This is a genomic window from Thiobacillus denitrificans DSM 12475 (assembly GCF_000376425.1).
In the GTDB taxonomy this organism is placed as follows: domain Bacteria; phylum Pseudomonadota; class Gammaproteobacteria; order Burkholderiales; family Thiobacillaceae; genus Thiobacillus; species Thiobacillus denitrificans.
In genome coordinates, this window is record NZ_AQWL01000002.1 from 311,486 (window position 1) to 337,028 (window position 25,543).

At 64.5% G+C, this 25,543-nt stretch carries 24 protein-coding genes; 13 read left to right on the forward strand and 11 right to left on the reverse strand.

Features of this window, described 5'->3' with window-relative positions; translation table 11 throughout:
* Window positions 1–165: 165 nt before the first annotated feature.
* Window positions 166–3,252 (reverse strand): efflux RND transporter permease subunit, encoded by a 3,087-nt coding sequence (locus B059_RS0103810; RefSeq protein WP_018076918.1) that lies wholly within the window; start codon window positions 3,250–3,252, stop codon window positions 166–168.
* 45 nt (window positions 3,253–3,297) lie between these two features.
* Complete coding sequence (locus B059_RS18595) at window positions 3,298–4,344, reverse strand: efflux RND transporter periplasmic adaptor subunit (RefSeq protein ID WP_018076919.1); 1,047 nt, start codon at window positions 4,342–4,344, stop codon at window positions 3,298–3,300.
* Window positions 4,345–4,512: 168 nt separating this feature from the next.
* On the opposite strand from B059_RS18595, the gene msrP reads away from it, so the two are divergent.
* Together msrP and B059_RS18600 are read left to right on the forward strand one after the other, a co-directional pair.
* The gene (gene msrP / locus B059_RS0103820; RefSeq protein WP_026177292.1) at window positions 4,513–5,451 is read left to right on the forward strand and encodes a protein-methionine-sulfoxide reductase catalytic subunit MsrP; all 939 of its coding nucleotides are present in this window, start codon (window positions 4,513–4,515) and stop codon (window positions 5,449–5,451) included.
* Window positions 5,451–6,092 (forward strand): protein-methionine-sulfoxide reductase heme-binding subunit MsrQ, encoded by a 642-nt coding sequence (locus B059_RS18600; RefSeq protein WP_018076921.1) that lies wholly within the window; start codon window positions 5,451–5,453, stop codon window positions 6,090–6,092. Before msrP ends, B059_RS18600 begins: the two co-directional genes overlap by 1 nt.
* Before the next feature lie 97 nt (window positions 6,093–6,189).
* On the opposite strand, the gene B059_RS20215 is transcribed toward B059_RS18600, so the two are convergent.
* The 3 genes from B059_RS20215 to lptM all read right to left on the reverse strand — a co-directional run bounded on the left by B059_RS20215 (window position 6,190) and on the right by lptM (window position 8,717).
* Window positions 6,190–6,918 carry a histone gene (locus B059_RS20215; protein WP_081601575.1) on the reverse strand — a complete coding sequence of 243 codons (729 nt, stop codon included), beginning with the start codon at window positions 6,916–6,918 and terminating at the stop codon, window positions 6,190–6,192.
* Window positions 6,919–7,218: 300 nt separating this feature from the next.
* A complete protein-coding gene (lysA, locus tag B059_RS0103835; protein ID WP_018076923.1) occupies window positions 7,219–8,463 on the reverse strand; it encodes a diaminopimelate decarboxylase in 1,245 nt (414 codons plus the stop codon).
* On the reverse strand, window positions 8,460–8,717 hold the full coding sequence (lptM, locus tag B059_RS21760) for an LPS translocon maturation chaperone LptM (protein WP_419184830.1): 258 nt from the start codon (window positions 8,715–8,717) through the stop codon (window positions 8,460–8,462). The genes lysA and lptM overlap by 4 nt, the downstream gene beginning before the upstream one ends.
* Between lptM and cyaY the strand changes: the two genes are divergently transcribed.
* Window positions 8,611–8,919: an iron donor protein CyaY gene (gene cyaY / locus B059_RS0103840; RefSeq protein ID WP_026177293.1), complete on the forward strand. Its 309-nt coding sequence runs from the start codon at window positions 8,611–8,613 to the stop codon at window positions 8,917–8,919. The genes lptM and cyaY overlap by 107 nt on opposite strands.
* Before the next feature lie 13 nt (window positions 8,920–8,932).
* On the forward strand, window positions 8,933–9,529 hold the full coding sequence (locus tag B059_RS0103845) for a MarR family winged helix-turn-helix transcriptional regulator (RefSeq protein ID WP_018076925.1): 597 nt from the start codon (window positions 8,933–8,935) through the stop codon (window positions 9,527–9,529).
* Here B059_RS0103845 and argH read toward each other — a convergent pair.
* The gene (gene argH / locus B059_RS0103850) at window positions 9,526–10,914 is read right to left on the reverse strand and encodes an argininosuccinate lyase (RefSeq protein WP_018076926.1); all 1,389 of its coding nucleotides are present in this window, start codon (window positions 10,912–10,914) and stop codon (window positions 9,526–9,528) included. The two genes, B059_RS0103845 and argH, sit on opposite strands and share 4 nt — an antisense overlap.
* A 17-nt stretch (window positions 10,915–10,931) precedes the next feature.
* On the opposite strand from argH, the gene B059_RS21200 reads away from it, so the two are divergent.
* The 3 genes from B059_RS21200 (at window position 10,932) to B059_RS0103865 (ending at window position 13,439) form a co-directional block, all read left to right on the forward strand.
* Entirely contained in the window at window positions 10,932–11,978 is a 1,047-nt protein-coding gene (locus tag B059_RS21200; protein ID WP_026177294.1) for a sensor histidine kinase, read from the forward strand.
* Window positions 11,935–12,705: a LytR/AlgR family response regulator transcription factor gene (locus B059_RS0103860; protein WP_026177295.1), complete on the forward strand. Its 771-nt coding sequence runs from the start codon at window positions 11,935–11,937 to the stop codon at window positions 12,703–12,705. Before B059_RS21200 ends, B059_RS0103860 begins: the two co-directional genes overlap by 44 nt.
* 176 nt (window positions 12,706–12,881) lie before the next feature.
* Window positions 12,882–13,439: an NUDIX domain-containing protein gene (locus B059_RS0103865; protein ID WP_026177296.1), complete on the forward strand. Its 558-nt coding sequence runs from the start codon at window positions 12,882–12,884 to the stop codon at window positions 13,437–13,439.
* 16 nt (window positions 13,440–13,455) lie between these two features.
* Here B059_RS0103865 and metH read toward each other — a convergent pair whose 3' ends face one another.
* Complete coding sequence (gene metH, locus B059_RS0103870; protein ID WP_026177297.1) at window positions 13,456–17,160, reverse strand: methionine synthase; 3,705 nt, start codon at window positions 17,158–17,160, stop codon at window positions 13,456–13,458.
* Window positions 17,161–17,426: 266 nt separating this feature from the next.
* Between metH and B059_RS0103875 the strand changes: the two genes are divergently transcribed.
* The gene (locus B059_RS0103875; RefSeq protein ID WP_018076930.1) at window positions 17,427–17,813 is read left to right on the forward strand and encodes a rhodanese-like domain-containing protein; all 387 of its coding nucleotides are present in this window, start codon (window positions 17,427–17,429) and stop codon (window positions 17,811–17,813) included.
* Window positions 17,814–17,851: 38 nt separating this feature from the next.
* Here B059_RS0103875 and B059_RS0103880 read toward each other — a convergent pair whose 3' ends face one another.
* The 3 genes from B059_RS0103880 to B059_RS0103890 are packed head-to-tail and all read right to left on the reverse strand — an operon-like array spanning window position 17,852 to window position 20,635.
* Window positions 17,852–18,883 (reverse strand): VIT1/CCC1 transporter family protein, encoded by a 1,032-nt coding sequence (locus B059_RS0103880; RefSeq protein ID WP_018076931.1) that lies wholly within the window; start codon window positions 18,881–18,883, stop codon window positions 17,852–17,854.
* Window positions 18,880–20,367, reverse strand: a complete 1,488-nt coding sequence (locus B059_RS0103885) for a YifB family Mg chelatase-like AAA ATPase (protein WP_018076932.1) — start codon at window positions 20,365–20,367, stop codon at window positions 18,880–18,882. The genes B059_RS0103880 and B059_RS0103885 overlap by 4 nt, the downstream gene beginning before the upstream one ends.
* A 4-nt stretch (window positions 20,368–20,371) precedes the next feature.
* Window positions 20,372–20,635, reverse strand: coding sequence for an accessory factor UbiK family protein (locus B059_RS0103890; protein WP_018076933.1), 264 nt, complete (start codon window positions 20,633–20,635; stop codon window positions 20,372–20,374).
* Window positions 20,636–20,877: 242 nt separating this feature from the next.
* Here B059_RS0103890 and B059_RS0103895 point away from each other — a divergent pair, with 242 nt between their 5' ends.
* From B059_RS0103895 to B059_RS0103905, 3 genes are read left to right on the forward strand one after another with little or no spacing between them, the layout of a single operon-like run.
* Window positions 20,878–21,570: a TorF family putative porin gene (locus B059_RS0103895; RefSeq protein ID WP_018076934.1), complete on the forward strand. Its 693-nt coding sequence runs from the start codon at window positions 20,878–20,880 to the stop codon at window positions 21,568–21,570.
* A 56-nt stretch (window positions 21,571–21,626) separates the two neighbouring features.
* A complete protein-coding gene (gene glnK / locus B059_RS0103900; protein ID WP_018076935.1) occupies window positions 21,627–21,965 on the forward strand; it encodes a P-II family nitrogen regulator in 339 nt (112 codons plus the stop codon).
* Window positions 21,966–21,975: 10 nt separating this feature from the next.
* Complete coding sequence (locus tag B059_RS0103905; RefSeq protein WP_018076936.1) at window positions 21,976–23,391, forward strand: ammonium transporter; 1,416 nt, start codon at window positions 21,976–21,978, stop codon at window positions 23,389–23,391.
* Between the two features lie 196 nt (window positions 23,392–23,587).
* Here B059_RS0103905 and B059_RS0103910 read toward each other — a convergent pair whose 3' ends face one another.
* Window positions 23,588–24,259, reverse strand: a complete 672-nt coding sequence (locus tag B059_RS0103910) for a YceH family protein (protein WP_018076937.1) — start codon at window positions 24,257–24,259, stop codon at window positions 23,588–23,590.
* A 346-nt stretch (window positions 24,260–24,605) separates the two neighbouring features.
* On the opposite strand from B059_RS0103910, the gene B059_RS18610 reads away from it, so the two are divergent.
* Together B059_RS18610 and B059_RS0103920 are read left to right on the forward strand one after the other, a co-directional pair.
* The gene (locus tag B059_RS18610) at window positions 24,606–25,070 is read left to right on the forward strand and encodes a hypothetical protein (RefSeq protein WP_018076938.1); all 465 of its coding nucleotides are present in this window, start codon (window positions 24,606–24,608) and stop codon (window positions 25,068–25,070) included.
* A 67-nt stretch (window positions 25,071–25,137) separates the two neighbouring features.
* Window positions 25,138–25,350 carry an SHOCT domain-containing protein gene (locus tag B059_RS0103920; protein ID WP_018076939.1) on the forward strand — a complete coding sequence of 71 codons (213 nt, stop codon included), beginning with the start codon at window positions 25,138–25,140 and terminating at the stop codon, window positions 25,348–25,350.
* Window positions 25,351–25,543: the final 193 nt, after the last annotated feature.

Below are 25,543 nucleotides of genomic sequence, written 5' to 3' on the forward strand. Positions count from 1 at the left end.
ATCTCCTTGTGTTGCATACACAAGGATTCGAGCAGGGTTCATGCCAGTCTTCCGTAAGGCGCGGAGTGCGCGAAAAGCCGCATTAAAGCAGGCGGGCTTGACGGCTTGATGAAAAAACGCGCCCACTGCACTGACGAAGCTTCGTCAGTGCAGTGGGCGCGTTCGTCACTTTCGGGGGCTGGTGGCGAGCGGCGGAATTGTGCGGGCGGCGGCTGTGCGGTCGCGCGTCAGCAGGGTGTAGGCGACTGGAATGACGAACAGCGTCAGCAGGGTGCCGAGCAGCAGGCCGCCGACGATGACCCAACCGATGGGCGAGCGCGATTCCGCCCCGGCGCCCGCTGCGAGCGCCAGCGGTACGGCGCCCAGCACCATCGCCGAGGTGGTCATCAGGATCGGTCGCAGGCGCAGGCTGGCCGCTTCGATCACCGCCTCGGCCCTGGGCTTGCCGCGTCCGCGCAGCTGGTTGGCGAATTCGACGATCAGGATGCCGTGTTTGGTGATCAGGCCGACCAGCATCACCAGCCCGATCTGGCTGTAGACGTTGAGCGTGGCGCCGGTGAGCTTCAATGCCAGCAGCGCGCCGGTGGCGGCGAGCGGCACGGTGAGCATGATGATGAAGGGCGAAACGAAGCTTTCGAACTGCGCCGCCAGCACCAGATAAATGACGATCAGCGCCAGCGCGAAAGTGATGGCGAGCGTCTGCCCGGATTCGCCGAATTCGCGCGACTGGCCGTCGAGCGCGGTGCGCGCAGATTTCGGCAGCGTTGCCTTGGCGGTCTGATCCATGAAGGCGAGCGCCTCGCCCAGCGTGTAGCCGGGCGCGATGTTGGCCGAGATAATGGCGGCGCGCTGGCGGTCGAAGTGGTTGAGCTCCTTCGGCGCCACGGTTTCGGAAACGGCGACCAGGTTGGACAGCGGCGTCAGGCTGCCGCCCTGGCCGCGCACGTATAGCGCAGTCAGGTCCTGCGGGGTGGCGCGCGCGGCGGGGTCGAGCTGCACCACCACGTTGTATTGCTCGCCTGCCTGCTTGAAGCGGGTGACTTCACGCCCGCCGAGCAAGGTTTCCAGGGTGCGCCCGATGGTGTCGATGCCGACCCCCATCTGTGCCGCCTTGTCGCGGTTAATGTCGACCTTCAGCTGCGGCTTGTTGAGCTTGAGGTCGGTATCGGCGTTGACCAGCCCCGGGTATTCGCGCACTTTCGCCATCAGGGCTTCCACGGCCTTGTCCAGTTCTGCATAGCTCGGCGCCTGCACCACGAACTGCAGCGGCGGATTGCGGAAGCTCTGGCCGAGCGAGGGCGGGTTGATCGGGAAGGCGAGCACGCCCGGCATACCCATGAACATCTGCGGGCCGAGGCCTTCGGTGATCGCCATCTGGCTGCGGCTGCGTTCCTCCCACGGCTTCAGCGTCACGAACGACAGTGCGCTGTTGACCGGGTTGGGGCGCTCCAGCCCCGGCGCCACCACGACGAACGCCGTATCCACTTCGGGCACGCTCTGGTAGATGCCTTCGAGCTGGCGTGCGTAGTCGTCGGTGTATTGCAGGGTGGCACCTTCTGGCGCCAGCATGAAGCCGATGAAAAAGCCGCGATCCTCGGTCGGCGCCAGTTCGGATTTGAGCGATTTCAAAAGGCCGAACGCGGCCGCCGCCACCAGCACAAATACCAGCACAACGATCAACGGATGCCTGATCACACGCGCCAGACCGCGGGTGTAAGCGTTGTTCAGCCCGTTCAGCACGCGCTCGCCGAAATTGAACCAGGCGTTATGGCTGGTTTGATGGTGCAGGATCTTGCTCGCCAGCATCGGTGTCAGCGTCAGTGCGACGAAGCCGGACACCAGCACCGCCGCCGCCACCGTCATCGCGAATTCGGTGAACAACTTGCCGGTATTGCCCTCGGCAAATGCCAGCGGCGCGAACACCGCGACCAGCGTGAGCGTCATCGCCATCACCGCGAAGCCGATTTCCTTGGCGCCCTTGACCGCCGCCTCGAACGGCGGCACGCCTTCCTCGATGTGGCGGTAGATGTTTTCCAGCATGACGATGGCATCGTCCACCACCAGGCCGATCGCCAGCACCAGTCCGAGCAGGGTCAGCACGTTGATGGTGAAGCCCATGGCGTAGAGGAAGATGAAGGCGCCGATCAGCGACACCGGGATGGTGACGAAGGGGATCAGGGTGGCGCGCCAGTTGCGCAGGAACAGGAAGATCACCCCCACGACCAGCACCATGGCTTCGAGCATGGTGGTGTACACGGCGTCGATCGATTTCTCGATGAAGATCGAGCTGTCGAAGCCGACCTTGAGCTGCATGCCGTCCGGCAGGGCGGCCTGCAGGCGTGGCAGCTCGGCCTTCATCGCGCGCGCGACTGCCAGCGTGTTGGCAGTCGACTGCTTGACGATGCCGAGCCCCACCGCAGCGCGGCCGTTGACGCGCACGACGTTGCGCTCGTCCTCGGCGCCGACCTCGGCGCGGCCGACGTCGGCCAGCCGTACCAGGATGCCGCCGCTGTCGCGGATGATGACCTGTTCGAACTGTGCCGGGGTGCGCAGGTCGGTTTCGGCCAGTACGGAAAACTCGCGTGTCTGGCTTTCGATGCGGCCGGAGGGCAGTTCGGTGTTCTGGCTGCGCAGTGCGGTTTCCACGTCCTGCACCGTCACCCCCAGCGCCGCCATGCGGCTGGGGTCGAGCCATACCCGCATGGCATAGCGGCGCTCGCCGCCGATGATGACCGAGGCGACGCCGGGCAGGGTCTTCAGTTGGTCGGCCACCACGCGGTCGGCGTAGTCGGTGATTTCCAGCGGCGACTGGCGGTCGCTCGAGAATGCCAGCCAGATGATGGCCTGGGCGTCGGCTTCGATCTTGGCCACCACCGGATCTTCCGTCTCGCTGGGCAGCTGGCCGCGCACCCGCGCCACGCGGTCGCGGGTATCGTTGGCGGCGGCTTCGGGGTCGCGCGACTGGATGAACTCCACCGTGATCTGGCTGACTTCCTCGCGGCTCACCGATTTGATGGTGCGGATGCCCTCGATGCCGGACAGCGAATCTTCCAGCGGTTTGGTGATCTGGCTCTCCATCACCTCGGCGGAGGCGCCGGGATAGACCGTGCGCACCGATACCACCGGCGCGTCGATATTGGGGTATTCGCGCACCGGCAGGCGGTCGAAGGCAATCAGGCCGACCAGGATGATGAGCAGGCTCATCACGGTGGCGAGCACCGGGCGGCGGATGGAAATATCGGAGAGGATCATGGGTGGTCTTCGCGGCTTGCCTGAATCGAGTGCGGTCAGCCCGGATCAGCGGGGCTTGCCGGTCTGCATTTTCTTCATCATCTGCGCCGCCTGCTCCAGCGTGACCACCGGCACGCCGGGACGCAGCTTGATCTGGCCGTCGAGAATGACGGTGTCGCCGGCGGCAACGCCGGATACGATTTCGACCCGTCCCGGTTCGCGCTTGCCCAGCGTGACCTTGCGCAGGTCTGCCTTGCCGTCGACCGCCAGGAAAACGTACGAGCCATCCGGGCGCGGCACGATCGCCTGTTCGGGCAGCAGGATCGCGCTGGTCTTGCCGCCCAGATCGGCGGTGGCGCGGGCGAACATGCCGGGTTTGAGCACGCCGGCGGGATTGGCGATGCGCGCCCGCACCCGCACGTTGCGGCTGACCGGATCGACCACCGGGTCGATGGCGTGCACCTTGCCGCTGAAGGTCCGGCCGGGCAGGGCATCGATGGTCAGGGTGACCGGCAGGCCGATACGCACCAGCGGCAGGTAGATTTCGGGCACCGGCACCTCCAGCTTCAGGTTGCCGAGCGCATCCAGCCGCACGATGTCGTCGCCCTTGTTGACATAGGCGCCGGGGCTGACCTGGCGCAATCCGGCCAGGGCGGCAAACGGCGCGCGGATCACCGTCTTGTCGAGGGCAACCTGCTCCTGGCGCAGGCGCGCCCGCAGGATGTCGAGGTTGGCGCGCGCTTCGTCGAGCGCCTGTCTGGAGATGAAATTCTGCGCGACCAGTTCCTCGCTGCGCCTGTAGCGGCTTTCCGCCAGCTTGAGATCGGCCTGGGCGGCGGCCAGACGAGCGCGCGGCTCGGCGGAATCGAGCACCACCAGCACCGCGCCTTTCTTCACCGGCTGGCCTTCCTTGAATAGCAGCTTGTCGATGCGGCCGTCGATTTCCGGGCGCAGTACCACGCTGTCCTCGGCAATCAGTGCGCCCACTGCGTTGACCGTGCTGGACACCGGGGTGGCGCTTGCCTTCATCATGTTGACCGGGATGAAGGGCGGGCCGCCCGCCTGGGCGAAAGCAAGCAACGGGGTGAACAGCAGGACGAGCAAGGCGCGCATGGCAGATTCCGCAAGAAGAACAAAGGCGTAGGGCAGGTGCGCACCTTATCATCAGTGCCACGGGGAAACAAAAGCTGCCTGAAAGAGTCTATTCGTGCAGGTGCATTGCGGAAAATGAGCGCATACACTGAAGGTTTCAGGGGGTACTATTTTTCACAGGATTTCATCATGCCGATACTCCACCCGAACGATATCGTCTCGTCCGAAATTACCCCGCCTGAAATCTACCGGGAACGCCGCCGCTTCATGCAGGGCATGGGTGCGCTGGCGGCGGGCGCCATTCTGGGCGTCGCACCCGAAGCCGGGGCCGGCGTCAAACTGGCCGGCGTGCGCGCCAGCGCCTACAGCATCGACGAAGACAAGACGCCATACAAGGACGTCACCACCTACAACAATTTCTACGAATTCGGCACCGGCAAAGGCGATCCATCGGAAAACGCAGGTAGCCTGAAAACGCGCCCATGGACGGTGGCGGTTGAGGGCGAGGTGGCCAATCCAAAAACCTACGACATCGATGCATTGCTGAAACTCGCTCCGCTGGAAGAGCGCGTCTACCGGATGCGCTGCGTCGAAGGCTGGTCGATGGTGATCCCTTGGGTGGGGTTCCCGCTGAAGGAACTGATCCGGCGTGCGGCGCCCACCGGCAACGCCAGATATGTCGAGTTCGTGACCCTGAACGACCCCGAGCAGATGCCGGGGTTGCGCCGGCGCATCTTGAGTTGGCCCTATCTCGAAGGCTTGCGGCTGGATGAAGCGATGCATCCGCTGGCGATCCTGGCTGTCGGCCTCTATGGCGAGGTGCTGCCCAACCAGAACGGCGCGCCGATCCGGCTGGTGGTGCCGTGGAAATACGGCTTCAAGAGTGCCAAATCCATCGTCAGAATCCGCTTCGTCGAAAAGCCGCCGTTGACCACCTGGATGGCGGCCGCGCCGCGCGAGTACGGGTTCTATTCCAACGTCAATCCCGAGGTCGACCATCCGCGCTGGAGCCAGGCCAGGGAGCGCCGCATCGGCGAACTGTCCAAGCGCGATACGCTGATGTTCAACGGCTATGGCGCACAGGTTGCCCAACTGTATCGAGGCATGGATCTGCAAAAATTCTTCTGATGCCCACCGCCTTGCGCACCCTTAAGGCCGGAGTCTTCCTGATGTGCCTGTTGCCGCTGGCGCGGCTGGTATATCTGGGGGGCGTCGGCGGTCTGGGGGCAAACCCGATCGAGTTCGTCACCCATTCCACCGGCACCTGGGCGCTGACCGGGCTGATGGTGACGCTGTCCGTCACTCCGCTGCGGCGCTTGACCGGACAGGCCGATCTCCTCCGCTACCGGCGCATGCTGGGGCTGTTCGCCTTCTTTTACGCCTGCCTGCATTTCGTCACGTATATCTGGCTGGATCAATTCTTCGATCTGGCGGCTATCGCCAAGGACATCGTCAAGCGGCCTTTCGTTACCGTCGGCTTCGCGGCCTTCATTCTGCTTGTCCCGCTCGCGGTGACATCGACCCATGCCATGATGCGCCGCCTGGGCCGCCGCTGGCAGCGGCTGCATCGCCTGGTTTACCTGATTGCCCTGCTGGGAGTGGTCCACTACCTGTGGCTGGTGAAAAAAGATCTGACCGAGCCACTGATCTATGGAGGGATACTTGCACTGCTGCTGGCCCTGCGCCTGCCGTGGGGTGCGGTATTGCTGCAGGCTGCACGCAACCGCTTCGTGCAGGCCGGATCTTCAGACATGCGGAGCCGGCTGTAACTCGTCGAGGGGGGCATGAAACGGGGAACGCATCCCCGGTCGCGTTGATAAAAACGGGGGACAAGCCCCCGTTTCAGATTGGGCAATGCCCGACCTGTTAGAGCCCGAAGGGCTTGATGACCGGTACCGCCGGTGCGGGCGCCGATGCAGGAGCCGGCGCGGGTTTGGCGGCGACCGCTTTTTTCGCAACCGGTTTTTTGGCAGCTGGAGCGGCTTTCTTGGCTACCGGTTTTGCAGCGGCTTTTTTGGCTACGGGCTTGGCTGCCGGTTTTTTGGCGGCGACCGCTTTTTTCGCAACCGGTTTTTTGGCTGCCGGAGCGGCTTTCCTGGCTACCGGTTTTGCTGCCGGCTTTTTTGCCGCCGGTTTTGCGGCAGCTGTTCTGGCTACCGGTTTTTTGACGGCGACAGCCTTTTTAGCCGGAGCGGCTTTTTTGACTGCCGGTTTTGCAGCGGCTTTTTTGGCTACGGGCTTGGCTGCCGGTTTTTTGGCGGCGACCACTTTTTTCGCAACCGGTTTTTTGGCTGCCGGGGCGGCTTTCCTGGCTACCGGTTTTGCCGCAATTTTTTTGGCTGCAGGCTTGGCGGCAGCTTTTTTAACTACGGTCTTGGCTACCGGTTTTTTAGTGGCGACAGCCTTTTTAGCCGGAGCGGCTTTTTTGACTGCCGGTTTTGCCGCGGCTTTTTTGACTACTGGTTTTGCCACAGCTTTTTTGGCTACGGGTTTGGCGGCGGCTTTTTTGGCTACGGGCTTGGCCGCCGGTTTTTTGGCGGCTGGAGCCGCCTTCTTGGCCACCGGCTTAGCGGCGGGTTTTCTCACTGTTGCCATCTGTCACTCCTTAGAAGTTGAACACATCCACTTATCACTACAGCTTGAAGTCACGTGCAGTCAGAGTTTGCACTTCCAAAGCGTGGTACCGACAGGCGACTGGCTTGTCCGAAACCCGCTAAACACGGGCGATACCGGGGCTCCGCTTGGTGAGCTTCATTCTAGTTACTTTTTCTTTGGGTTCAATGGATAGTCAAGGACTTACGGGCGTAATTCAATGAAAAATGTCGCGGTCAAGCAAAATGTATCGTGTCGATACCAAAAACGGAGAAGTGAACGCGTGGCCGACTTCGCTGGAAGTCAATCAAAAAGCCGTTCTCCAGCCATCATGGTGGCCAGTGTTTCACGTTCATGGATGAGGTGGATTTCGTTTTTGTCGATCAGTACTTCGGCTGCACGTGGGCGTGAATTGTAGTTCGACGCCATGCTCATGCCGTAGGCACCTGCCGAAAGCAGCGCCAGCAGGTCGCCTTCCTCGATTGCCAGATCACGTGCAAAGCCAAGAAAGTCGCCGGTTTCGCAGATCGGCCCGACGATGTCGTAGCGCTGCGCGGGGGTTTCTCGTCGTTCGACGGCGACGATGTCGTGGTATGCCTCATACAGCGCTGGACGCATCAGGTCGTTCATTGCCGCGTCGACGATGGCGAAATTCTTGTCTGTGCCGGGTTTCAGATACTCGATGCGGGTGAGTAGCAGGCCTGCGTTGCCGACCAGCGAACGCCCAGGTTCCAGCAGCAATCTTTCCCGGCGCCCGGAAAAACGTGCCGCCAGCACGCGGCCGTAGGCAGCCAGGTCGGGTGGCGTCTCGTCGCGGTAGCGGATGCCGACGCCGCCGCCGAGGTCGATGTGATGCAGCGCGATGCCTTCGGCAGCCAGGCTGTCGACCAGTGCCAGCACGCGATCTGCGGCATCGGCCAGCGGCGACAGGTCGGTCAGCTGCGAGCCGATGTGGCAGTCGATGCCGGTGATTTTCAGGTTCGGCAGGTCGGCAGCCAGGCGATACAGCGCCGGCGCATCGGCAACCGGTACGCCGAACTTGTTTTCCTTGAGTCCGGTGGAGATATAGGGATGGGTCTTCGGATCGACGTCGGGATTGACGCGGAACGACACTGGCGCGATCCTGCCCGACTCGCCCGCCACGCGGTTGAGCCGCTGCAGTTCACTGGCCGATTCGACGTTGAAACAGAGGATGCCGGCATCGAGCGCGGCGCGCATCTCACCGACTGTCTTGCCGACGCCCGAGAACACCACCTTGCCGGGGTCGCCGCCGGCCGCGAGCACGCGGGCGAGTTCACCGCCGGAAACGATGTCGAAGCCGGCGCCGAGGCGGGCGAACAGGTTGAGGATCGCCAGGTTCGAGTTGGCCTTGACCGCATAGCAGATCAGGTGCGGGGTGGCGGCGAACGCTTCGGCGTAGGCCCGGTAGGCGGCTTCGAGCGCCTGCCGGGAATAGACATAGAGTGGCGTACCGAAACGCTCGGCAAGCGTGTCCAGCGCCACGCCTTCAAGCTGGAGGCGGCCGTTGATGCGATGCAGGGTATTCAATTGGGAGTCCGTTGCGGTGCGGGAGGTTTTTCGGGAAGATACAGGTCACCCTTGGAGCCGCAGGCGGTCAGCCCCAGCCCGCACAGCAACAGGGACACTATATATAGGGTGCGCAGTTTCATGCGCGAAATGTTAGCACGGGACATCATGACTGAAATTGAATTCAACCAGGCCGCCAGCACCACCCTGGCCCGCATCGAGCAGGTGCTGGAAGACGCCGATCTGGATTTCGAGACGCCGGCCGATGGCATCATCGAGGTCGAGTTCGACGACGGCAGCAAGATCATCATCAACCGTCATGGCGTGGCGCGCGAAATCTGGGTGGCTGCACGCTCGGGCGGCTTCCACTTCAAGCCGCAGGGCGCGGGCTGGGCCGACACCAAGAGCGGCGAGCCGCTCCACGACAAGCTGGCCGCGCTGATCGCGGCGCAGGGCGGCGTCATGGTCCGCTTCTGATCCAGGCTGAAGTTTGAAAAGCCAGGCGCTCACCCTGTTCGATCTGGTCGAGCGGCTGTCGTTGCTGACCCGGGCCGACTTGCGGCAGGCAGGGGCGGCGCAAGGGCTGCAGCCGGTGCACCTGCAGGTTCTGTTCTATCTCAACCAGGCCAACCGCTTCAGCAACACGCCGCAGGCGCTGACCGAATACCTCGGCCTGACCAAGGGCACGGTGTCGCAGACCGTGCTGGTGCTGGCGCGCCGCCGGCTGATCTCGCGCTATGCCGACCCGCGCGACGGCCGGGTGGTGCGGCTGATTCTGGCCGAAGGCGGCACTACGCTCTTGAAGACGCTCTCCGCCGGCGGTGCCTGGCGCGACATCGTGCAGACGGCCAGTCCGGCGCGGGTGAGTTCGGCGATGGTGGTGCTGCGCCAGGTGCTGGTGCAGGTGCAGGCGCAGAGCGGCAAACGCAGCTTCGGCGTGTGCGCCACCTGCCGTCACAATCAGCGGCTGGGGCCGCGCAGCTATTTCTGCGGGCTGCTGCAGGAAAAGCTTTCCAGTCCCGAGGTGCGGCGGATCTGCCGCGAGCATGCGCCGCCGCTTGCACTCGATCCGGTGTTGAGTTCTTAAATCCGCTGTCGCGCGCGCGCAATCGCCGCGCGCACCTGGGCCGGTGCAGTGCCGCCGAGATGGTCGCGGGCGGCAAGCGAGCCCTCCAGCGTCAGCACGGCGTAGACGTCGTCCGCGATCACCGGGCTGAAGGCCTGCAGTTCCGCGAGCGGCAGGTCGGCCAGATCGCGTCCGGATGCTTCCGCCGCGCGTACCGCGCGTGCCACGACTTCGTGCGCATCGCGGAAGGGCACCCCCTTCTTCACCAGATAATCGGCCAGATCGGTGGCGGTGGCGAAGCCCTGCATCACCGCGGCACGCATCGCCTCCGGCTTGACCGTCACCCCGCGCAGCATGTCGGCGTAGATCGCCAAGGTGTCGGTCAGCGTGTCGACGCTGTCGAACAGCGGCTCCTTGTCCTCCTGATTGTCCTTGTTGTAGGCCAGCGGCTGGCCTTTCATCAGCGTCAGCAGCGCGACCAGGTGGCCGTTGACCCGCCCGGTCTTGCCGCGCACCAGTTCGGGCACATCCGGGTTTTTTTTCTGCGGCATGATCGACGAGCCGGTGCAGAAGCGGTCGGCCAGGTCGATGAAGCCGAAGCGCGGACTCATCCACAGGATCAGTTCTTCCGACAGGCGCGACAGGTGGGTCATCACCAACGCGGCGGCGGCGGCAAATTCGATGGCGAAGTCGCGGTCGGAGACGGCGTCGAGCGAGTTTTCGCACACCGCTTCGAAGCCGAGTTCGCGGGCTACATATTCCCGGTCGATCGGATAGCTGGTGCCGGCCAGCGCGGCGGCGCCCAGCGGCAGCCGGTTGACGCGGCGGCGGCAGTCGGTCAGGCGCTCGGCATCGCGCGCCAGCATCTCGAAATAGGCCAGCAGGTGATGGCCGAAGGTGACCGGCTGCGCCACCTGCAGGTGGGTGAAGCCGGGCATCACGGTGTCGGCGTGCGCCTCGGCCAGGTCGACCAGCGAGGACTGGCAGGCACGAATGCCGGCCAGGATGCGGTCGATGGCGTCGCGCAGGTAGAGGCGGATGTCGGTCGCCACCTGGTCGTTGCGGCTGCGGCCGGTGTGCAGGCGCTTGCCGGCGTCGCCGATTTTCGCGGTCAGCGCGGCCTCGATGTTGAGGTGGACGTCTTCCCTGTCGAGCGACCAGGCGAATTGGCCGGTGCGGATCTCGGCCAGCAGTTCGGCCATGCCGCGGCGGATCGCCGCCAGATCCTCCTCGCCGAGGACGCCGACCTGGTGCAACATGGCGGCATGCGCCAGCGAACCCTGAATATCGAACTCGGCGAGCCGATAATCGAAGGGAATCGACGCGGTGTAGCGTTTGACGATTTCGGAAACCGGCTCGGAAAATCGGCCGGACCAGGCGGCGGGCGGCGTCGATGACGTGCTCATGGGGGCGGAAGCGGGGAATGAAAAGAAGGAATCATAACAACCGGCAGGTCGAACTGCCGAACTTCTGTCATATGGGGGTGAGCCTGCGCATCGCATTGACGACCGAGGCGGCGCTGGTCGCCGGGGTGGCGGCGCGCGCGGCGGACGTCCCGGCCTTCTGGGCGGAATTCGTCGCCCTGTCTGCACTGGCGCAGCCTGCATTGCTGCTGACCCTGCTTGCGCTGTGCGCAGCGGAACGCTGGCTGCGCGGACTGCCGTATCGCATGGGCGTGGGATTCACACTGTTGCTTGGCATGGCGGTTCCCGTGCTGGCGACGCTGTGGCTCAGCCCGCTGCTGGCTGGTTCCCAGCCGGTTCCGCCGGCCGGCGTGGCGGTGTTCGCCTTGCTGCTGGGTGCCGGCCTGCTGGCCTATTTCAACCTGCGTGCCCGGGCGCTTTCGCCCGCCATCACCGAGGCGCGGCTGCAGGCCCTGCAGGCGCGCATCCGCCCGCATTTCCTGTTCAACAGCCTGAATGCCGTGCTGTCGCTGGTGCGCAGCGACCCGCACCGGGCCGAACACGCGCTGGAAAACATGGCCGACCTGTTCCGTGCGCTGATGGGCAACGCCAGCCAGCTGGCGCCGCTGGAGGACGAAGTCGCGCTTACCCGTGCTTATCTGGAACTGGAGCAGTTGCGTCTGGGCGACCGCCTGCGGGTGGTCTGGCACACCCATAAAATGCCGGCAGACGCGCTGATTCCACCGCTGGTGATCCAGCCGCTGGTGGAAAACGCGGTCTACCACGGTATCGAGCCGCTGGCGGACGGCGGCGAAATCAGCCTCAACATTTACCGCAGCGTCGACAAGGTCCACATCGTGGTGCGCAATCCGATCGCCGCCGATGCCGGTCGCCACAAGGGCAACCGCATCGCTCTGGCGAATATCCGCGAGCGCCTGCTGCTGCACTTCGATCTCGACGCGCAGCTCAAGTTGGAGCCGCTGGGCGCCGTTTATCAAGTGCATATCGTCATTCCCTATACCCGTGAACGCACCCAACCTGCCCCTGCGCGTCCTCATCGTCGATGACGAGGCGCCCGCACGCCGCCGTTTGCGCGACGTGCTGGCGGACTGCGCCACCCAGTTGCCGGCCGACATCGTCGACGAAGCCGACAACGGGCTGGATGCATTGGATCGGGTACAGCAGGAACCGGTCGACGTGGTATTACTCGACATCCGCATGCCCGGCATGGATGGCCTCGAATGCGCCGCCCACCTCAACCGGCTGGCCGTGCCGCCCGCCATCATCTTCAGCACCGCCTACGATGCCTATGCCTGTCAGGCCTTCGACCTGAATGCGGTCGACTATCTGCTGAAACCGGTGCGCGCCGATCGTCTGGTACGCGCCCTGTCGCGGGCGCACCGGCTGAATGCCACCGCACTTGACCATCTGCGCGAAGCCCATCCGAAGGCACGCACCCATCTGTCGGTCAACGAGAAAGGCCGTATCGTGCTGATCCCGATGGCGGATATCCTCTATCTCAAGGCGGAACTCAAATACGTCACCGTGCGCACCGCCGCCCGAGAATTTCTCATCGAGGAATCGCTGGTCCGGCTGGAGAGCGAGTTCGGCGACGCTTTTCGGCGCATCCACCGCAACTGCCTGGTCGCCAGCGCGCGCATCCGCGAAATCGGCAAGCTGCCGGGCGAGGACGATGGTCATTTTCTGCGCCTGGACGGGCTGGACGAGCGCTTGATGGTGAGCCGGCGCCAGTATTCCGCGCTGCGTGAAAAATTAGTTCAACATAAACAATGAGTTGCATTTTTCCTACAACTAAAGTTGTATAGCCAGCCGGCACACACCTTCGTAGGATGAACGAGCTTGTGGTTTGACCACAAGCTGGAAGTTCTCCGCAACGAGGGGTTTCCCTTGTTTCGCCGGGTTCGCAAGAATCCGGCATTTTTTTGCCCACGCTCGGTATCATCGCGGGCATGAAAAACGATATCCCCGATCTCACCGAAACCGGATTGGCGAGCGAAACCGTCTTCAAGGGGCGGCTGTTGCACGTCAAACGCGACCGGGTGCGCCTGCCCGATGGCGGCGAATCGACGCGCGAATACATCGTCCATCCTGGCGCCGTCGTCGTCATTCCGCTGTTCGACAACGGCGACCTGCTGCTCGAGCGTCAGCACCGCTACCCGCTGCATCGCGATTTCATCGAGCTGCCGGCCGGCAAGATCGATTCCGGCGAGGGCGATCTCACCTGTGCCAAGCGCGAACTGGAAGAGGAAACCGGCTATACCGCGTCCGAGTGGCGTGAACTCACCTCCATCTATCCCTGCATCGGTTATTCCGATGAGCGGCTGGCGTTTTATCTGGCGCGCGGACTCACGGAGGGCAACCACGGCCGCGACCCCGACGAATTCCTGGAAATTCTCAGGGTGCCGTTCGGCGAGGCGATGGACTGGGTGCGCGACGGCCGCATCTGCGAGACCAAGACCGTGATCGGACTGTTCTGGCTGGAGAAAGTGCTACGGCAGGGCTGGTAAGCCCCGCCGTGCTGAATCAGCCTGGCTGGTAGCCCAGGTTCGGCGCCAGCCAGCGCTCGGCTTCCGTCAGCGTCCAGCCCTTGCGGCGCGCGTAGTCCTCGACCTGGTCGCGCGCGACCTTCGCCACCGCGAAATACTGGCTGTCGGGGTGCGACAGATAGAAGCCCGACACCGCGGCACCCGGCCACATGGCGAAGTTCTCGGTCAGTTCCACACCGATGCGGGCCGTGGCGTCGAGCACCGCGAACAGCGGCGCTTTTTCACTGTGCTCGGGGCAGGCGGGATAGCCGGGCGCGGGGCGGATGCCCTGGTATTTCTCCGCGATCAGGTCCTCATTGGCGAGTGCTTCCTCGCTGGCGTAGCCCCAGAATTCCCGGCGGACACGCAGATGCAGGTGCTCGGCGAAGGCTTCGGCGAGGCGGTCGCACAGCGACTTGAACAGGATTGCGGAATAGTCGTCGTGCGCGGCCTTGAATGCGAGGGCGCGCTCGTCTTCGCCGATGCCGGCGGTGACCACGAAGGCGCCCAGATAATCCTTCACCCCACTGGCCCTGGGCGCGACGAAGTCGGCGAGGCAGAGGTTGGCGCGGCCTTCCGGCTTTTTCATCTGCTGGCGCAGGTTGTGCCAGGTCAGCAGCACGCTTGCGCGCGACTCGTCGGTGTACACCTCGATGTCGTCGTCATTCACCGTGTTGGCGGGGAACAGGCCGAACACTGCGCGCGCTTCCACCCAGTTCTCCGCGATCATCTGCTTCAGCATCGCCCGGGCATCGTTGTAGAGCTTGGTTGCTTCGGTACCGACCACCTCGTCGTCGAGGATTTTCGGGAACTTGCCGTGCAGTTCCCAGGAGGCGAAGAACGGCGTCCAGTCAATGGCATCGGCGAGCTTCTCCAGGTCGTAGGCCTTGAACGCATGGACGCCCGGCTGCTTCGGCGCGGGCGGCGTGTAGGCGGCCCAGTCGACGGGAAACTTGTTGGCGCGTGCCTCGGCCAGCGACAGGCGCACGGTGTCGGTTTTGTGCTTGAGATGCCGTTCGCGCGTCCTGGCATAGTCCGCTCTGATTTCGGCGGCGAAGGCGTCGCGCAGTTCGCGCGACAGCAGTTGGGTGCAGACGCCGACCGCGCGCGAGGCGTCCTTCACGTACACCACGGGGTGTTCGTAATTCGGTTCGATCTTCACTGCGGTGTGCGCCAGCGAAGTGGTGGCGCCGCCGATCAGGAGCGGAAGGCTGAAACCCTGGCGCTGCATTTCCCTGGCGACGTGCGCCATTTCCTCCAGCGAAGGTGTGATCAGGCCGGACAGGCCGATGATGTCGGCCTGGTGCTCTTTTGCGGCGTCGAGGATCTTCTGCGCCGGCACCATGACACCGAGGTCGACGATGTCGTAGCCGTTGCAGCCAAGCACCACGCCGACGATGTTCTTGCCGATGTCGTGGACGTCGCCCTTGACCGTGGCCATGACGATCTTGCCCGCGCTCTGCGCGTCGCCCACCTGCTTGTCGGCCTCGATGAAAGGCAGCAGATGCGCCACCGCCTGCTTCATCACGCGGGCGGATTTGACCACCTGCGGCAGGAACATCTTGCCGGCGCCGAAGAGGTCGCCGACCACGTTCATGCCGGCCATCAGCGGGCCCTCGATCACGTGCAGCGGGCGCTCGGACTGAAGACGCGCTTCCTCGGTGTCCTCGACGATGTACTGGGTGATGCCCTGCACCAGTGCATGGCTGAGCCGCTCGTTCACCGGCAGCTGGCGCCAGGAAAGATCCTCGACCTTTTCCTTTGCCCCACCCTTGACGTTCTCAGCAAACGTCACCAGCCGCTCGGTCGCGCTGTCCTTATCAGAACCTTTGGGCCGGCGGTTCAGCAGCACGTCCTCGACGCGCTCCTTCAGCTCGGGGTCGAGGTTGGCGTAGACGCCGAGCTGGCCGGCGTTGACGATACCCATATCCATGCCGGCCTGGATCGCGTGATACAGGAAGGCGGTGTGGATCGCCTCGCGCACCGCGTCGTTACCGCGGAATGAGAAGCTCACGTTCGATACCCCGCCCGAGATGTGGGCGTGCGGCAGGTTCTGGCGGATCCAGCGGGTGGCTTCGATGAAATCCACCGCGTAGTTGGCGTGCTCCTCGATGCCTGTGGCCACGGCAAAAATATTCGGGTCGAAGATGATGTCCTCGGCCGGGAAGCCGACCGTCTCGGTCAGGAGCTTATAAGCCCGCGCGCAGATCTCGGTCTTGCGCGCGAAAGTGTCGGCCTGGCCGGTTTCGTCGAAGGCCATCACGATCACCGCCGCGCCGTAGCGCAGGCACAGCTTCGCCCGCTCGATGAACTCGGCCTCGCCTTCCTTCATGGAAATGGAATTGACGATGCCCTTGCCCTGGATGCATTTGAGGCCAGCTTCAATGACGCTCCACTTCGACGAGTCGAGCATGATCGGTACCCGCGCGATGTCGGGCTCGGAGGCGATCAGGAGCAGGAAGCGCACCATCGCCGCCTCGGCGTCGAGCATGCCCTCGTCCATGTTGATGTCGATTACCTGCGCGCCGTTTTCCACCTGCTGGCGTGCCACCGACAGGGCGTCGTCGTAGCGGCCCTCGAGGATCATCCGGGCAAACGCTTTCGAGCCGGTGACGTTGGTGCGTTCGCCGACGTTGACAAAGAGCGAGTCCTTGCCGACGTTAAATGGCTCAAGGCCCGAGAGGCGCATCGCGGGCTCCAGCACAGGCGGCACCCGTGGCGCCACGCCTTCGACCGCCTGCGCGATCGCCGCGATGTGCGTGGGCGTGGTGCCGCAGCAGCCGCCGACGATGTTGAGCAGCCCCGCGCGTGCCCATTCGCCGATGTGCCCCGCCATTTCGTCGCCGCCCATGTCGTATTCGCCGAAGGCGTTGGGCAGGCCGGCGTTGGGGTGGGCCGAAACGAACACGTCGGCCTTGCTGGAGAGCTCGTCAACATACTGGCGCAGCAGATCCGGCCCCAACGCGCAGTTCAGCCCGATGGACAAAGGCCGGGCGTGGCGCACCGAATTCCAGAACGCTTCGCCGGTCTGGCCCGACAGGGTGCGGCCGGAGGCGTCGGTGATGGTGCCGGAGATCATCACCGGCAGCCGCAGCGTGTTTATCTCGAAATATTCCTCGATGGCGAACAGCGCGGCCTTGGCGTTCAAGGTGTCGAAAATCGTTTCGACCATCAGGATGTCGGCGCCGCCCTTCACCAGGCCGTCGATCGCTTCCAGATAGGCCGTGCGCAGCTGGTCGAACGTGACGTTGCGAAAGCCGGGGTCGTTGACGTCGGGCGAAATGGTGGCGGTGCGCGAGGTCGGGCCGAGCACGCCGGCGACGAAGCGCGGCTTGGCGGGATTGGCCGCAGTCGCCTCGTCGGCGGCCTCGCGCGCAAGGCGTGCGGCGGCGAAGTTGAGTTCCGGCACCAGATGCTCCATGTGGTAATCCGCCATGGAAATCGAGGTGGCGTTGAAGCTGTTGGTCTCGAGGATGTCGGCGCCGGCGGCTAGATACTTGGCGTGGATTTCCTTGATGATGGCGGGCGCAGTCAGGCACAGCAGGTCGTTGTTGCCCTTCAGATCGTGTGCGAAATCGGCGAAGCGCTCGCCGCGATAGTCCGCTTCGGTGAGCTTGTACGACTGGATCATCGTCCCCATCGCGCCGTCGAGGACGAGAATGCGCTGGGCGAGCAGGGAATGGAGCTGTGCGGTGCGGGACATGGCGGTCGGCAGAAGCAGGGAACGCTGCATTATATAAGGTCGGCCCCAGCCCGCTGCGTCTGGCAAGGGCTCAACGTGTTTCTGCCGCTGCAGTCCGACTCTAGACAGGGGGAAATCCGGCGGAGCGGGCTGGGTACGCTGGCGCAACGCACGCTGAACGCCGTCGCAACGCACCCGGACCCCGCATTGGCAGGTTTTTTTCGCCCTGGCGGGCAGCATCGGGCAAGTGCTGCTATGGTGGGAACACGATTGCACAGGAGTCCGGCATGAAGCAGCTCAACCCAACCGAAGCGCATGCTTTTTTACAGCAGCATCCCGAAGCCGTGTTCATCGATTGCCGCTCGGAAATCGAATATCTTTTCGTCGGCCATCCGACCGGCGCGATCCATATCGCCTGGCAGGACGGCCCGGACTGGGACGTCAATCCGGATTTTCTCGGCCACGCGCGCAAGGCGGCGTCGGCCAATCGCCCGGTGGTGCTGATCTGCCGCTCGGGGCGCCGGTCGGCGGATGCCGGGCGTTACCTCGAAAAATACGGTTTTCCCGAGGTCTATAACGTGGTGTACGGGTTCGAAGGCGACATGGATGAAACGCGGCATCGCAGCACGAAGAACGGCTGGCGCTTCGACGGGCTGCCGTGGGAACAGACTTGATTTTCCGTGTGTCTGCGCCCTGGTGGGCGAAAGAAAGCTCAGCCTAGCGACACCCCCAGCCAGGCGCCGATGAAATATGTGGCCAATCCCGCCGCGCCACCGATGCCGAGCATGCGCAGGCCGCTCAGCGCGGCGTGGCGCCCGGTGAACAGGCTCATGCAGGCGCCGACGGCGAACAACCCGAACGCGGTCAGCGCGATCGAGATCGCAAGCGCATTGCCGTGGTCGAGCAGGAACGGCAATAGCGGCAGCGCTGCGCCGGCGGTGAAGGCGGCAAACGACGAGGCTGCCGCCACCCAGGGCGACCCGAGTTCGTCGGGGTTGAGGCCGAGTTCCTCGCGTGCCAGGGTGTCGAGTGCGTGCTCGGGATCCTGCATCAGCGTATCGGCCAACCGCCGCGCCTCGTCCGTGGGCATGCCCTTGGCGGCGTAGATCAGCGCCAGTTCGGCCGCTTCTTCCCGCGGGTATTTTTCCAGCTCGGCGCGCTCCAGCCCGATCTGGTATTCGAACATTTCGCGTTGCGAACGCACCGAAATGTATTCCCCCGATGCCATCGAAAATGCACCTGCCAACAGCCCGGCCACGCCGGTCAGCACGATGACAGCCGGTTCCGGCGCTGCGCCGGCCACGCCGTAGATCAGTGCGGCGTTCGATACCAGCCCGTCGTTGACGCCGAACACCCCGGCGCGCAGGACGTTGCCGACAGCACCGTTCTGGTGGCGCTTGCCGATGTCGTCGACTTTCAGCGGCGTGCCATGTGGCAGCGCCTGGGTATACAGGACCATGCCGCGCACTTTCATCGCCGCCAGTACGCCGCGCATCGCACGTGGCTTGAATACGCGAGTGAGGCGGGCGACGGCGCGGGTGCGCAGGTCGGGCCGGAAAGTCGTCGGCACCTCGTCACCGTTCTGGATGATGGCGGCCAGCCAGATGTCCGCCTGCTCGTCGGCCGCCTGCGCCAGCTCCCTGAACAGGGTTTCGCGCGGCGTGCCGCGTTCGCATTCGGCGACGACGCGGTAGAGCCAGGCAGACTGCTTCTCTTCCTGCCAGGAGGTGTGAGCCGAACTCACGCCTGCCTCCGGTACTGGATCGCCTCGGCAAGATGGGCCGTCGTGATGGCATCGCAGCCGGCGAGATCGGCCACGCTGCGCGCCAGCTTGAGTACCCGGTGGTAGGCGCGCGCCGACAGGTTGAGACGTGCGATGGCCTGCTTGAGCAGGCCATCGCCGGCTGCATCCAGTGCGCAGTGGCGGTCGATTTCCTGGGTGCCGAGCGCGGCGTTGGGTTTGCCCTGGCGCTGTAGCTGGCGGTTGCGCGCCACCTGCACGCGGGCGCGGATGGCGGCGCTGGGCTCGCCCGCAGCGGCCTGCATCAGTTCGTCCTGCGTCAGCGCGGGCACGCTGACCTGGATGTCGATGCGGTCGAGCAGCGGCCCCGAAATGCGTGCGCGGTAACGCGCGATCTGGTCCGGGGTGTCGCGGCAGGCCTGGGTGGGATGGCCGAGGTAGCCGCAGGGGCAGGGGTTCATCGCCGCCACCAGCTGGAAGCGCGCCGGGAAGTCGGCCTGCCGTGCCGCGCGTGAAATGGTGATGTGGCCGGTTTCCAGCGGTTCGCGCAGCACTTCCAGCACCTGCCGCGAGAACTCCGGCAGCTCGTCGAGAAACAGCACGCCGTGGTGCGCCAGCGAAATTTCGCCCGGGCGCGGATTGCCGCCGCCGCCCACCAGCGCCACCGCGGAGGCGGTGTGGTGCGGCGCGCGGAACGGGCGGCGCTGCCAGTGCCGGTGCTGGAAACCGCCGTTGAGCGATTGCAGTGCGGCGGTTTCCAGCGCCTCGGTCTCGTCCATTGCCGGCAGGATGCCGGGAAAGCGCGCGGCCAGCATCGACTTGCCGGTACCGGGCGGCCCCGCCAGCAGCACCGAATGACCGCCCGCCGCAGCGACTTCGAGCGCGCGCTTGGTGGCGGCCTGACCCTTGACATCGGCAAAGTCGGGATAGTCCGGCGCAGGCGGCACGGCATCGGGTTCGGGTGTAGCGAGCGGGGCCTGCCCCGCGAGCCAGGCGCAGACATCGAGCAGGCTGGCCGCTCCCAGTGCCTCGACCCCGCGGGCCAATGCCGCCTCGCTGGCCGATTGCGCGGGCAGCACCAGCTGCCGCTGCGCTGCGCGGGTGGCCAGCGCCATCGCCAGTGCGCCGCGCACCGGGCGCAGTTCGCCGGTCAGCGCGAGTTCGCCGGCGAATTCGGCCTGCCCGAACTTGTCGGCGGGGATCTGCCCGGAGGCGGCGAGGATCGCCAGCGCGATTGGCAGATCGAAGCGCCCGGATTCCTTGGGAAGATCGGCCGGAGCGAGGTTGACCGTGATGCGCCGCGCCGGGAATTCGTAGCGTGCGTTCTGGATCGCCGCGCGCACGCGATCGCGCGCTTCCTTCACTTCGGTTTCGGGCAGGCCGACCAGCGTGAATGCCGGCAATCCGTTGGCGAGGTGCGCCTCGACCACGACCTCGGGCGCGTGCATGCCGTTTAACGCCCGGCTTTTGACGACGGCGACGGCCATTTTTTTATTCTTCTTCGCGCTGCTGTTTTTCCAGTTCGGCCAGGCGAGCTTCCAGCTGCGCGAGCTTTTCGCGGGTGCGCGCCAGCACTTCGGCCTGCACGTCGAATTCCTCGCGGCTCACCATGTCGAGCTTGCCGAGCATTGAGGTGACGCCGGCCTTGAGGTTCTGCTCGATGTCCTTCGCCGGTGACTGCTTGAGTACATCGCCCAGCTTGCCGACCAGGTCGTTGATGAATGCGGGGGTGGGAAATTTCGGATTCGGGTTCATGGCGCTCTCCAGTAACCGGAGAGTGTACAAGCACTGCGTCTATCCAGCGCAGAACCAGGCTGTGGCGTGCAGCACAAAGAGGGTGCATGGCGTTTTCATGACGCACCACGAAAGTGCAGTCTATGCCCGATTGCATAAGTTTATTAATTCAACTGTCTGTTTTTTAAATGAAATTTAGTCTGGCACAGCTTGTGCTGCATGAGTGGAGCAATCTTGCGCGCCCTCAATTCGGGAGACATTTCATGAAAAAACTTGCACACGCCGCGCTTGTGGCCGGTTTCGCGGGCATGTCCGGCTTCGCCATGGCGGCTGAAGAAAGCAGTCCCCACAGCCTCACCGGCAACCTGGGGTTTTTCTCCGACTACGCCTTCCGAGGCGTTTCCCAGACCGACGAGGATCCCGCCATCCAGGGGGGGTTCGACTACGCCCACTCCAGCGGTTTCTACCTGGGAACCTGGGGGTCCAATGTCGAGTTTGGCGATGCCAACATGGAATGGGACGTCTACGGCGGCTACAGCGGCAAGATCACCGGCGATCTCGGCTACAACGTCGGCCTGCTCCAGTATTTCTACCCCGACCTGTCCGATGCCGACACGCTTGAGGCCTATGCCGCCCTGACCTGGAAAGGATTCGGGCTGAAAGCCTCCTACAGCACCACGGATTATTTCGGCGCTGCCGATTCCGACGGCACGATCTACTGGGATGCCAGTTTCAACTATGCGCTGCCCGCCGCAGTCATGCTCGGTCTTCACTATGGCTATACCGCGGGCGAAGGCGCCCAGGCTGACTACGCGGACTGGAAGATTGGCGTCAGCAAGGAATTCGGCGGCTTCAACTTCGGCCTTGCCTATGTGGCCACCGACGATGACGGTGAGGATCTGTATGGCAAGGTGGCCGATGATCGCTTCATCGTTTCAGTCGGCAAAACGTTCTGAACCGGCTTGACCATGGGCGCCCGCCGCCCTGTTTTTCCATCTTCGGGAGATTAGGCATGAAATTCGTAACGGCAATCATCAAGCCGTTCAAGCTGGACGAAGTGCGCGAGGCCTTGTCGGCCATCGGCGTCACCGGCCTGACGGTCACGGAAGTGAAGGGATTCGGGCGGCAGAAAGGCCACACCGAACTATATCGTGGTGCGGAATACGTGGTCGATTTCCTGCCCAAGGTGAAGATCGAAATCGCGACCCGGGCCGAGCTGCTGGAGCGCGTGATCGAGGCGATCGAGAAAGCGGCCAATACCGGCAAGATCGGCGACGGCAAGATTTTTGTCACCAGCCTGGAACAGGTCGTGCGCATCCGCACGGGCGAATCCGGCCCCGATGCCCTGTAAGGAGTTGACCATGAAAAAGCTATTCGCTTCGTTGGGCCTGATGTGTGTCCTGTGGTCTCCCGGCCTGGCGCTGGCGCAGGATGCGGCAGCCCCGGTGGAAGAATTCGCAGTGGCCGCAACGGTGGAGTCCGTTGCCACGGAAGCAGCGGTTGCTGCGGCCGCGCCTGCCGCAGAAGCCGCGGCGCCGGTGCCCGACAAGGGCGACACCACCTGGATGATGGTGTCCACGCTGCTGGTGATCCTGATGATCGTTCCGGGCGTGGCACTGTTCTACGGCGGCCTGGTGCGCGCCAAGAACATGCTGTCGGTGCTGACCCAGGTGATGGCGATCTTCTGCCTGATCGCGATCCTGTGGGCGGTGTACGGCTACTCGCTGGCTTTTGGCGACGGCGGCGGCATGAACTGGGCGATCGGCGACCTGTCGAAACTGTTCCTCGCCGGCATCACCCCGGCCAGTACCGCGGCGACCTTCAGCGCCGGCGTTGTCATCCCCGAGTTCAGCTTCGTCGCCTTCCAGCTGACCTTCGCTGCCATCACCGTGGCGCTGATCGTCGGCGGCCTGGCCGAGCGGGTGAAATTCTCCGCGCTGCTGGTGTTCGCGCTGCTGTGGTTCACCTTCTCCTACCTGCCGATCGCGCACATGGTGTGGGCGACCGGCGGCTACCTGTTCTCGAAGGGGGATCTCGACTTCGCGGGCGGCACCGTGGTGCACATCAACGCCGGCATCGCCGCGCTGGTCGGCGCCATCGTGCTCGGCAAGCGCATCGGCTACGGCCGCGACGCGATGCCGCCGCACAGCCTGCCGATGACCATGATCGGCGCCTCGTTGCTGTGGGTGGGCTGGTTCGGCTTCAACGCCGGCTCCAACCTCGAGGCCACCGGCGGCGCGGCGCTCGCCTTCATCAACACCATCCTCGCCACCGCCGCGGCGGGCCTGGCGTGGATGTTCGCCGAGTGGACGCTGCGCGGCAAGCCGTCGATGCTGGGGGTCGCATCCGGCGTGGTGGCGGGCCTGGTGGCGATCACTCCGGCGGCCGGTCTGGTCGGCCCGATGGGAGGCATCGTGCTCGGTGCTATCGCTGGCGTGGTCTGCCTGTGGGGCGTCACCGGCCTGAAGAAGACGCTGGGCTACGACGACACCCTCGACGTGTTCGGCATCCACGGCATCGGCGGCATCATCGGCGCCATCGGCACCGGCATCTTCGTCTCGCCGGCGCTGGGCGGCGTCGGCGTGGCTGACTACTCGATGGCCGGCCAGGTGGTGACGCAGGCGACCGGCGTGCTGATCACCATTGTGTGGTCGGGCGTGGTGAGCCTGGTCGCGTTCAAACTGATCGACATGAGCATGGGTCTGCGCGTCAGCGAAGAGCAGGAACGCGAAGGTCTCGACACCGGCAGCCACGGCGAGCGGGCCTACACTCTCTAAACGCAGCTTTTCCCGTAGGAAGCGGGGCGCTCTGCGGAGCGCCCTTTTTGCGCGCTCAGGCCAGGGGCAGTTCCGTTGGGGGGCGCAGGAAAGATGGCAGCGCGCAGGTGCTGAATCGGCTGAATCCTGCCGCGCTAAACCGATCATGCAAATTGGCCGCGGCGGACTCAATGCCGCCCTCTTCCCGGCCGGCCCGTCAGCCCGGCATTCCCAGCTCCGCGCAAAGCGTGTCCACCAGGCCTTTCAACCTGTCGACTTCCCCTTCCAGCCGCGCCACCTGGGCCTTGAGCGCGGCGATCTCGCCCACGCCCGGGTTGGCGCCGGATTCGGCTGCCGGAGAAGCCGCGGTGGTCTCGATGGCCGGCGCGCCGTTGAGCAGATGGACCCAGCGATTCTCGCGCGAGCCCGGCTGACGCGGCAGCTCGGCCACCATGGCGCCGTCGGGCCGTTCGGCCAGCTCTTGCAGAAAAGCGTCCACCGCCGAGATGTCGGCGAAACGGTGCAGGCGCTCGCAGTTGATGCGCAGTTCACCCACGGTCTGCGGGCCGCGCAGCATCAGCACGGTGAGCAGGGCGACGGACTGAGAGGGCAGGCGCAGGGCCTTTTCCATGTTGTGGGCGTAGCGGGTGACGCGGCCACCGCTGGATTCGACGACCAGGGCCGGCCCCCTGAGGTTGTCGATGGCGGCCTGCACCTCGGCCTCGCTGGCCTCGATGATGGGATGACGGCTGGTTTTCTGGTTGCAGCCGGCCACCAGGGCGTTGAGAGACAGCGGATAGGTATCGGGCACGGTGTGCTGCTTTTCGCAGAGCACGCCGAGGACGCGGGTTTCGAGCAGGGACAGGACGGGCAGGCGAAAGGCGGTCATGGCAGGGACGGATGGTATCGGTCGGGTCATTATGCCCCGCCGTGATGGAAACGTTTGCCGATGCTGCCTGGCGCCGGCTTGCTGTCGGAATCGGCTCATCTATATTGGTGAAATACGGCTGGCTGGCGCGGGGTTGCCGCTGAGCCATGCGGGCACGCCGACCCCATGAAAACCTTGGCATGTACGCCGGTTTTTCGGGAGCCGGGCCAGCCCGGCCCTGCCGATTGAAACCGGGCGGCATGATGGCGCTTCGTGGCCGAAAGAGCGGGCGCGTTCCGTAGTGAAGCTGGGGCGCATCCAGTGGCGGCATACGAAATTACCCACGTTGTTTTTCAAGGAGCCGGCCATGATGGCAATGCAACGCACCACCCTGATGTTCGCCCTCGCCGCAGCCCTGGCCATACCGGCCGCAGCGAGAGCCGAGCATGAGCACGACAGCGACCGCCCCGATACGGACGCGGCGCAGTCCCAGGGCACGAACGCGGCTGGCATGGCGTCCCTGCGTGAACGCATGGAGGAAATGCGCCGCACCGAGGATCCCGCCAAACGCATGCAGTTGATGGAGGAGCAGATGTCGCAGATGGACGTCGTGATGAAGGGCATGGAGGTATCCGGCCCCATGGCCGGCAAAAAACCGGGCGGCATGGGCATGATGGGCGGCAGGGACTGCATGGGCACGATGGGCCATGGAATGAAGGGCGGCATGGGGGCGGCTGGTGACAGCGACATGATGGCCAGGCGCATGGAAATGATGGAAAAACGCATGGACATGATGCAGCAGATGATGCAGATGAACATGCGCAAACCCTGAGGACGGAGCCGGGCAGGAGGCGGATGCAGGGCGCGCCCCGATGCGGCTGGGCTGAAGGAGGCAGGATATGCTTGGATTCGGGCACTACGGCATGGGGTGGGGGATGATTCTGGGATGGTTCTTTCCCCTGCTGCTGCTTGTTCTGCTCGGCCTGTATTTTGTTCGCGGCCAGGGTGATAAACCGAAGCGCACCGCGCTGGACATTCTGGAAGAGCGCTATGCACGCGGCGAGATCGATCGCGACGAATTCCTGAAACGACGCGACGATCTGATGCAATAAGCCTTGCCATGGACCACGCCCGTCACCCCGCGCCAGACACGGGCCAGCCGCCACGTCCGGCAGCACCGTTCCGGCCGCTGTCCGGGGAAACGATTTACACCTGCCCGATGCATCCGGAAATCCGCCAGCCGGGCGCGAACGGGTGCGGATTGCGGCCTGCGGGAGGCCATTCTGCTGCGTGGCCTTTTTAATT

Coding starts and splice junctions, on each gene's coding strand:
- B059_RS18595 (WP_018076919.1), bottom strand. CDS start 4,344: ATGCGCGCCTTGCTCGTCCTGCTGTTCACCCCGTTGCTTGCTTTCGCC.
- B059_RS0103895 (WP_018076934.1), top strand. CDS start 20,878: ATGAAAAAACTTGCACACGCCGCGCTTGTGGCCGGTTTCGCGGGCATG.
- B059_RS20215 (WP_081601575.1), bottom strand. CDS start 6,918: ATGGCAACAGTGAGAAAACCCGCCGCTAAGCCGGTGGCCAAGAAGGCG.
- B059_RS0103890 (WP_018076933.1), bottom strand. CDS start 20,635: ATGAACCCGAATCCGAAATTTCCCACCCCCGCATTCATCAACGACCTG.
- metH (WP_026177297.1), bottom strand. CDS start 17,160: ATGTCCCGCACCGCACAGCTCCATTCCCTGCTCGCCCAGCGCATTCTC.
- cyaY (WP_026177293.1), top strand. CDS start 8,611: ATGACTGAAATTGAATTCAACCAGGCCGCCAGCACCACCCTGGCCCGC.
- B059_RS0103920 (WP_018076939.1), top strand. CDS start 25,138: ATGCTTGGATTCGGGCACTACGGCATGGGGTGGGGGATGATTCTGGGA.
- B059_RS0103910 (WP_018076937.1), bottom strand. CDS start 24,259: ATGACCGCCTTTCGCCTGCCCGTCCTGTCCCTGCTCGAAACCCGCGTC.
- lptM (WP_419184830.1), bottom strand. CDS start 8,717: ATGATGCCATCGGCCGGCGTCTCGAAATCCAGATCGGCGTCTTCCAGC.
- glnK (WP_018076935.1), top strand. CDS start 21,627: ATGAAATTCGTAACGGCAATCATCAAGCCGTTCAAGCTGGACGAAGTG.
- B059_RS18610 (WP_018076938.1), top strand. CDS start 24,606: ATGATGGCAATGCAACGCACCACCCTGATGTTCGCCCTCGCCGCAGCC.
- B059_RS0103905 (WP_018076936.1), top strand. CDS start 21,976: ATGAAAAAGCTATTCGCTTCGTTGGGCCTGATGTGTGTCCTGTGGTCT.
- B059_RS0103875 (WP_018076930.1), top strand. CDS start 17,427: ATGAAGCAGCTCAACCCAACCGAAGCGCATGCTTTTTTACAGCAGCAT.
- B059_RS0103810 (WP_018076918.1), bottom strand. CDS start 3,252: ATGATCCTCTCCGATATTTCCATCCGCCGCCCGGTGCTCGCCACCGTG.
- B059_RS21200 (WP_026177294.1), top strand. CDS start 10,932: ATGAAAAGAAGGAATCATAACAACCGGCAGGTCGAACTGCCGAACTTC.
- msrP (WP_026177292.1), top strand. CDS start 4,513: ATGCCGATACTCCACCCGAACGATATCGTCTCGTCCGAAATTACCCCG.
- B059_RS18600 (WP_018076921.1), top strand. CDS start 5,451: ATGCCCACCGCCTTGCGCACCCTTAAGGCCGGAGTCTTCCTGATGTGC.
- B059_RS0103865 (WP_026177296.1), top strand. CDS start 12,882: ATGAAAAACGATATCCCCGATCTCACCGAAACCGGATTGGCGAGCGAA.
- B059_RS0103885 (WP_018076932.1), bottom strand. CDS start 20,367: ATGGCCGTCGCCGTCGTCAAAAGCCGGGCGTTAAACGGCATGCACGCG.
- argH (WP_018076926.1), bottom strand. CDS start 10,914: ATGAGCACGTCATCGACGCCGCCCGCCGCCTGGTCCGGCCGATTTTCC.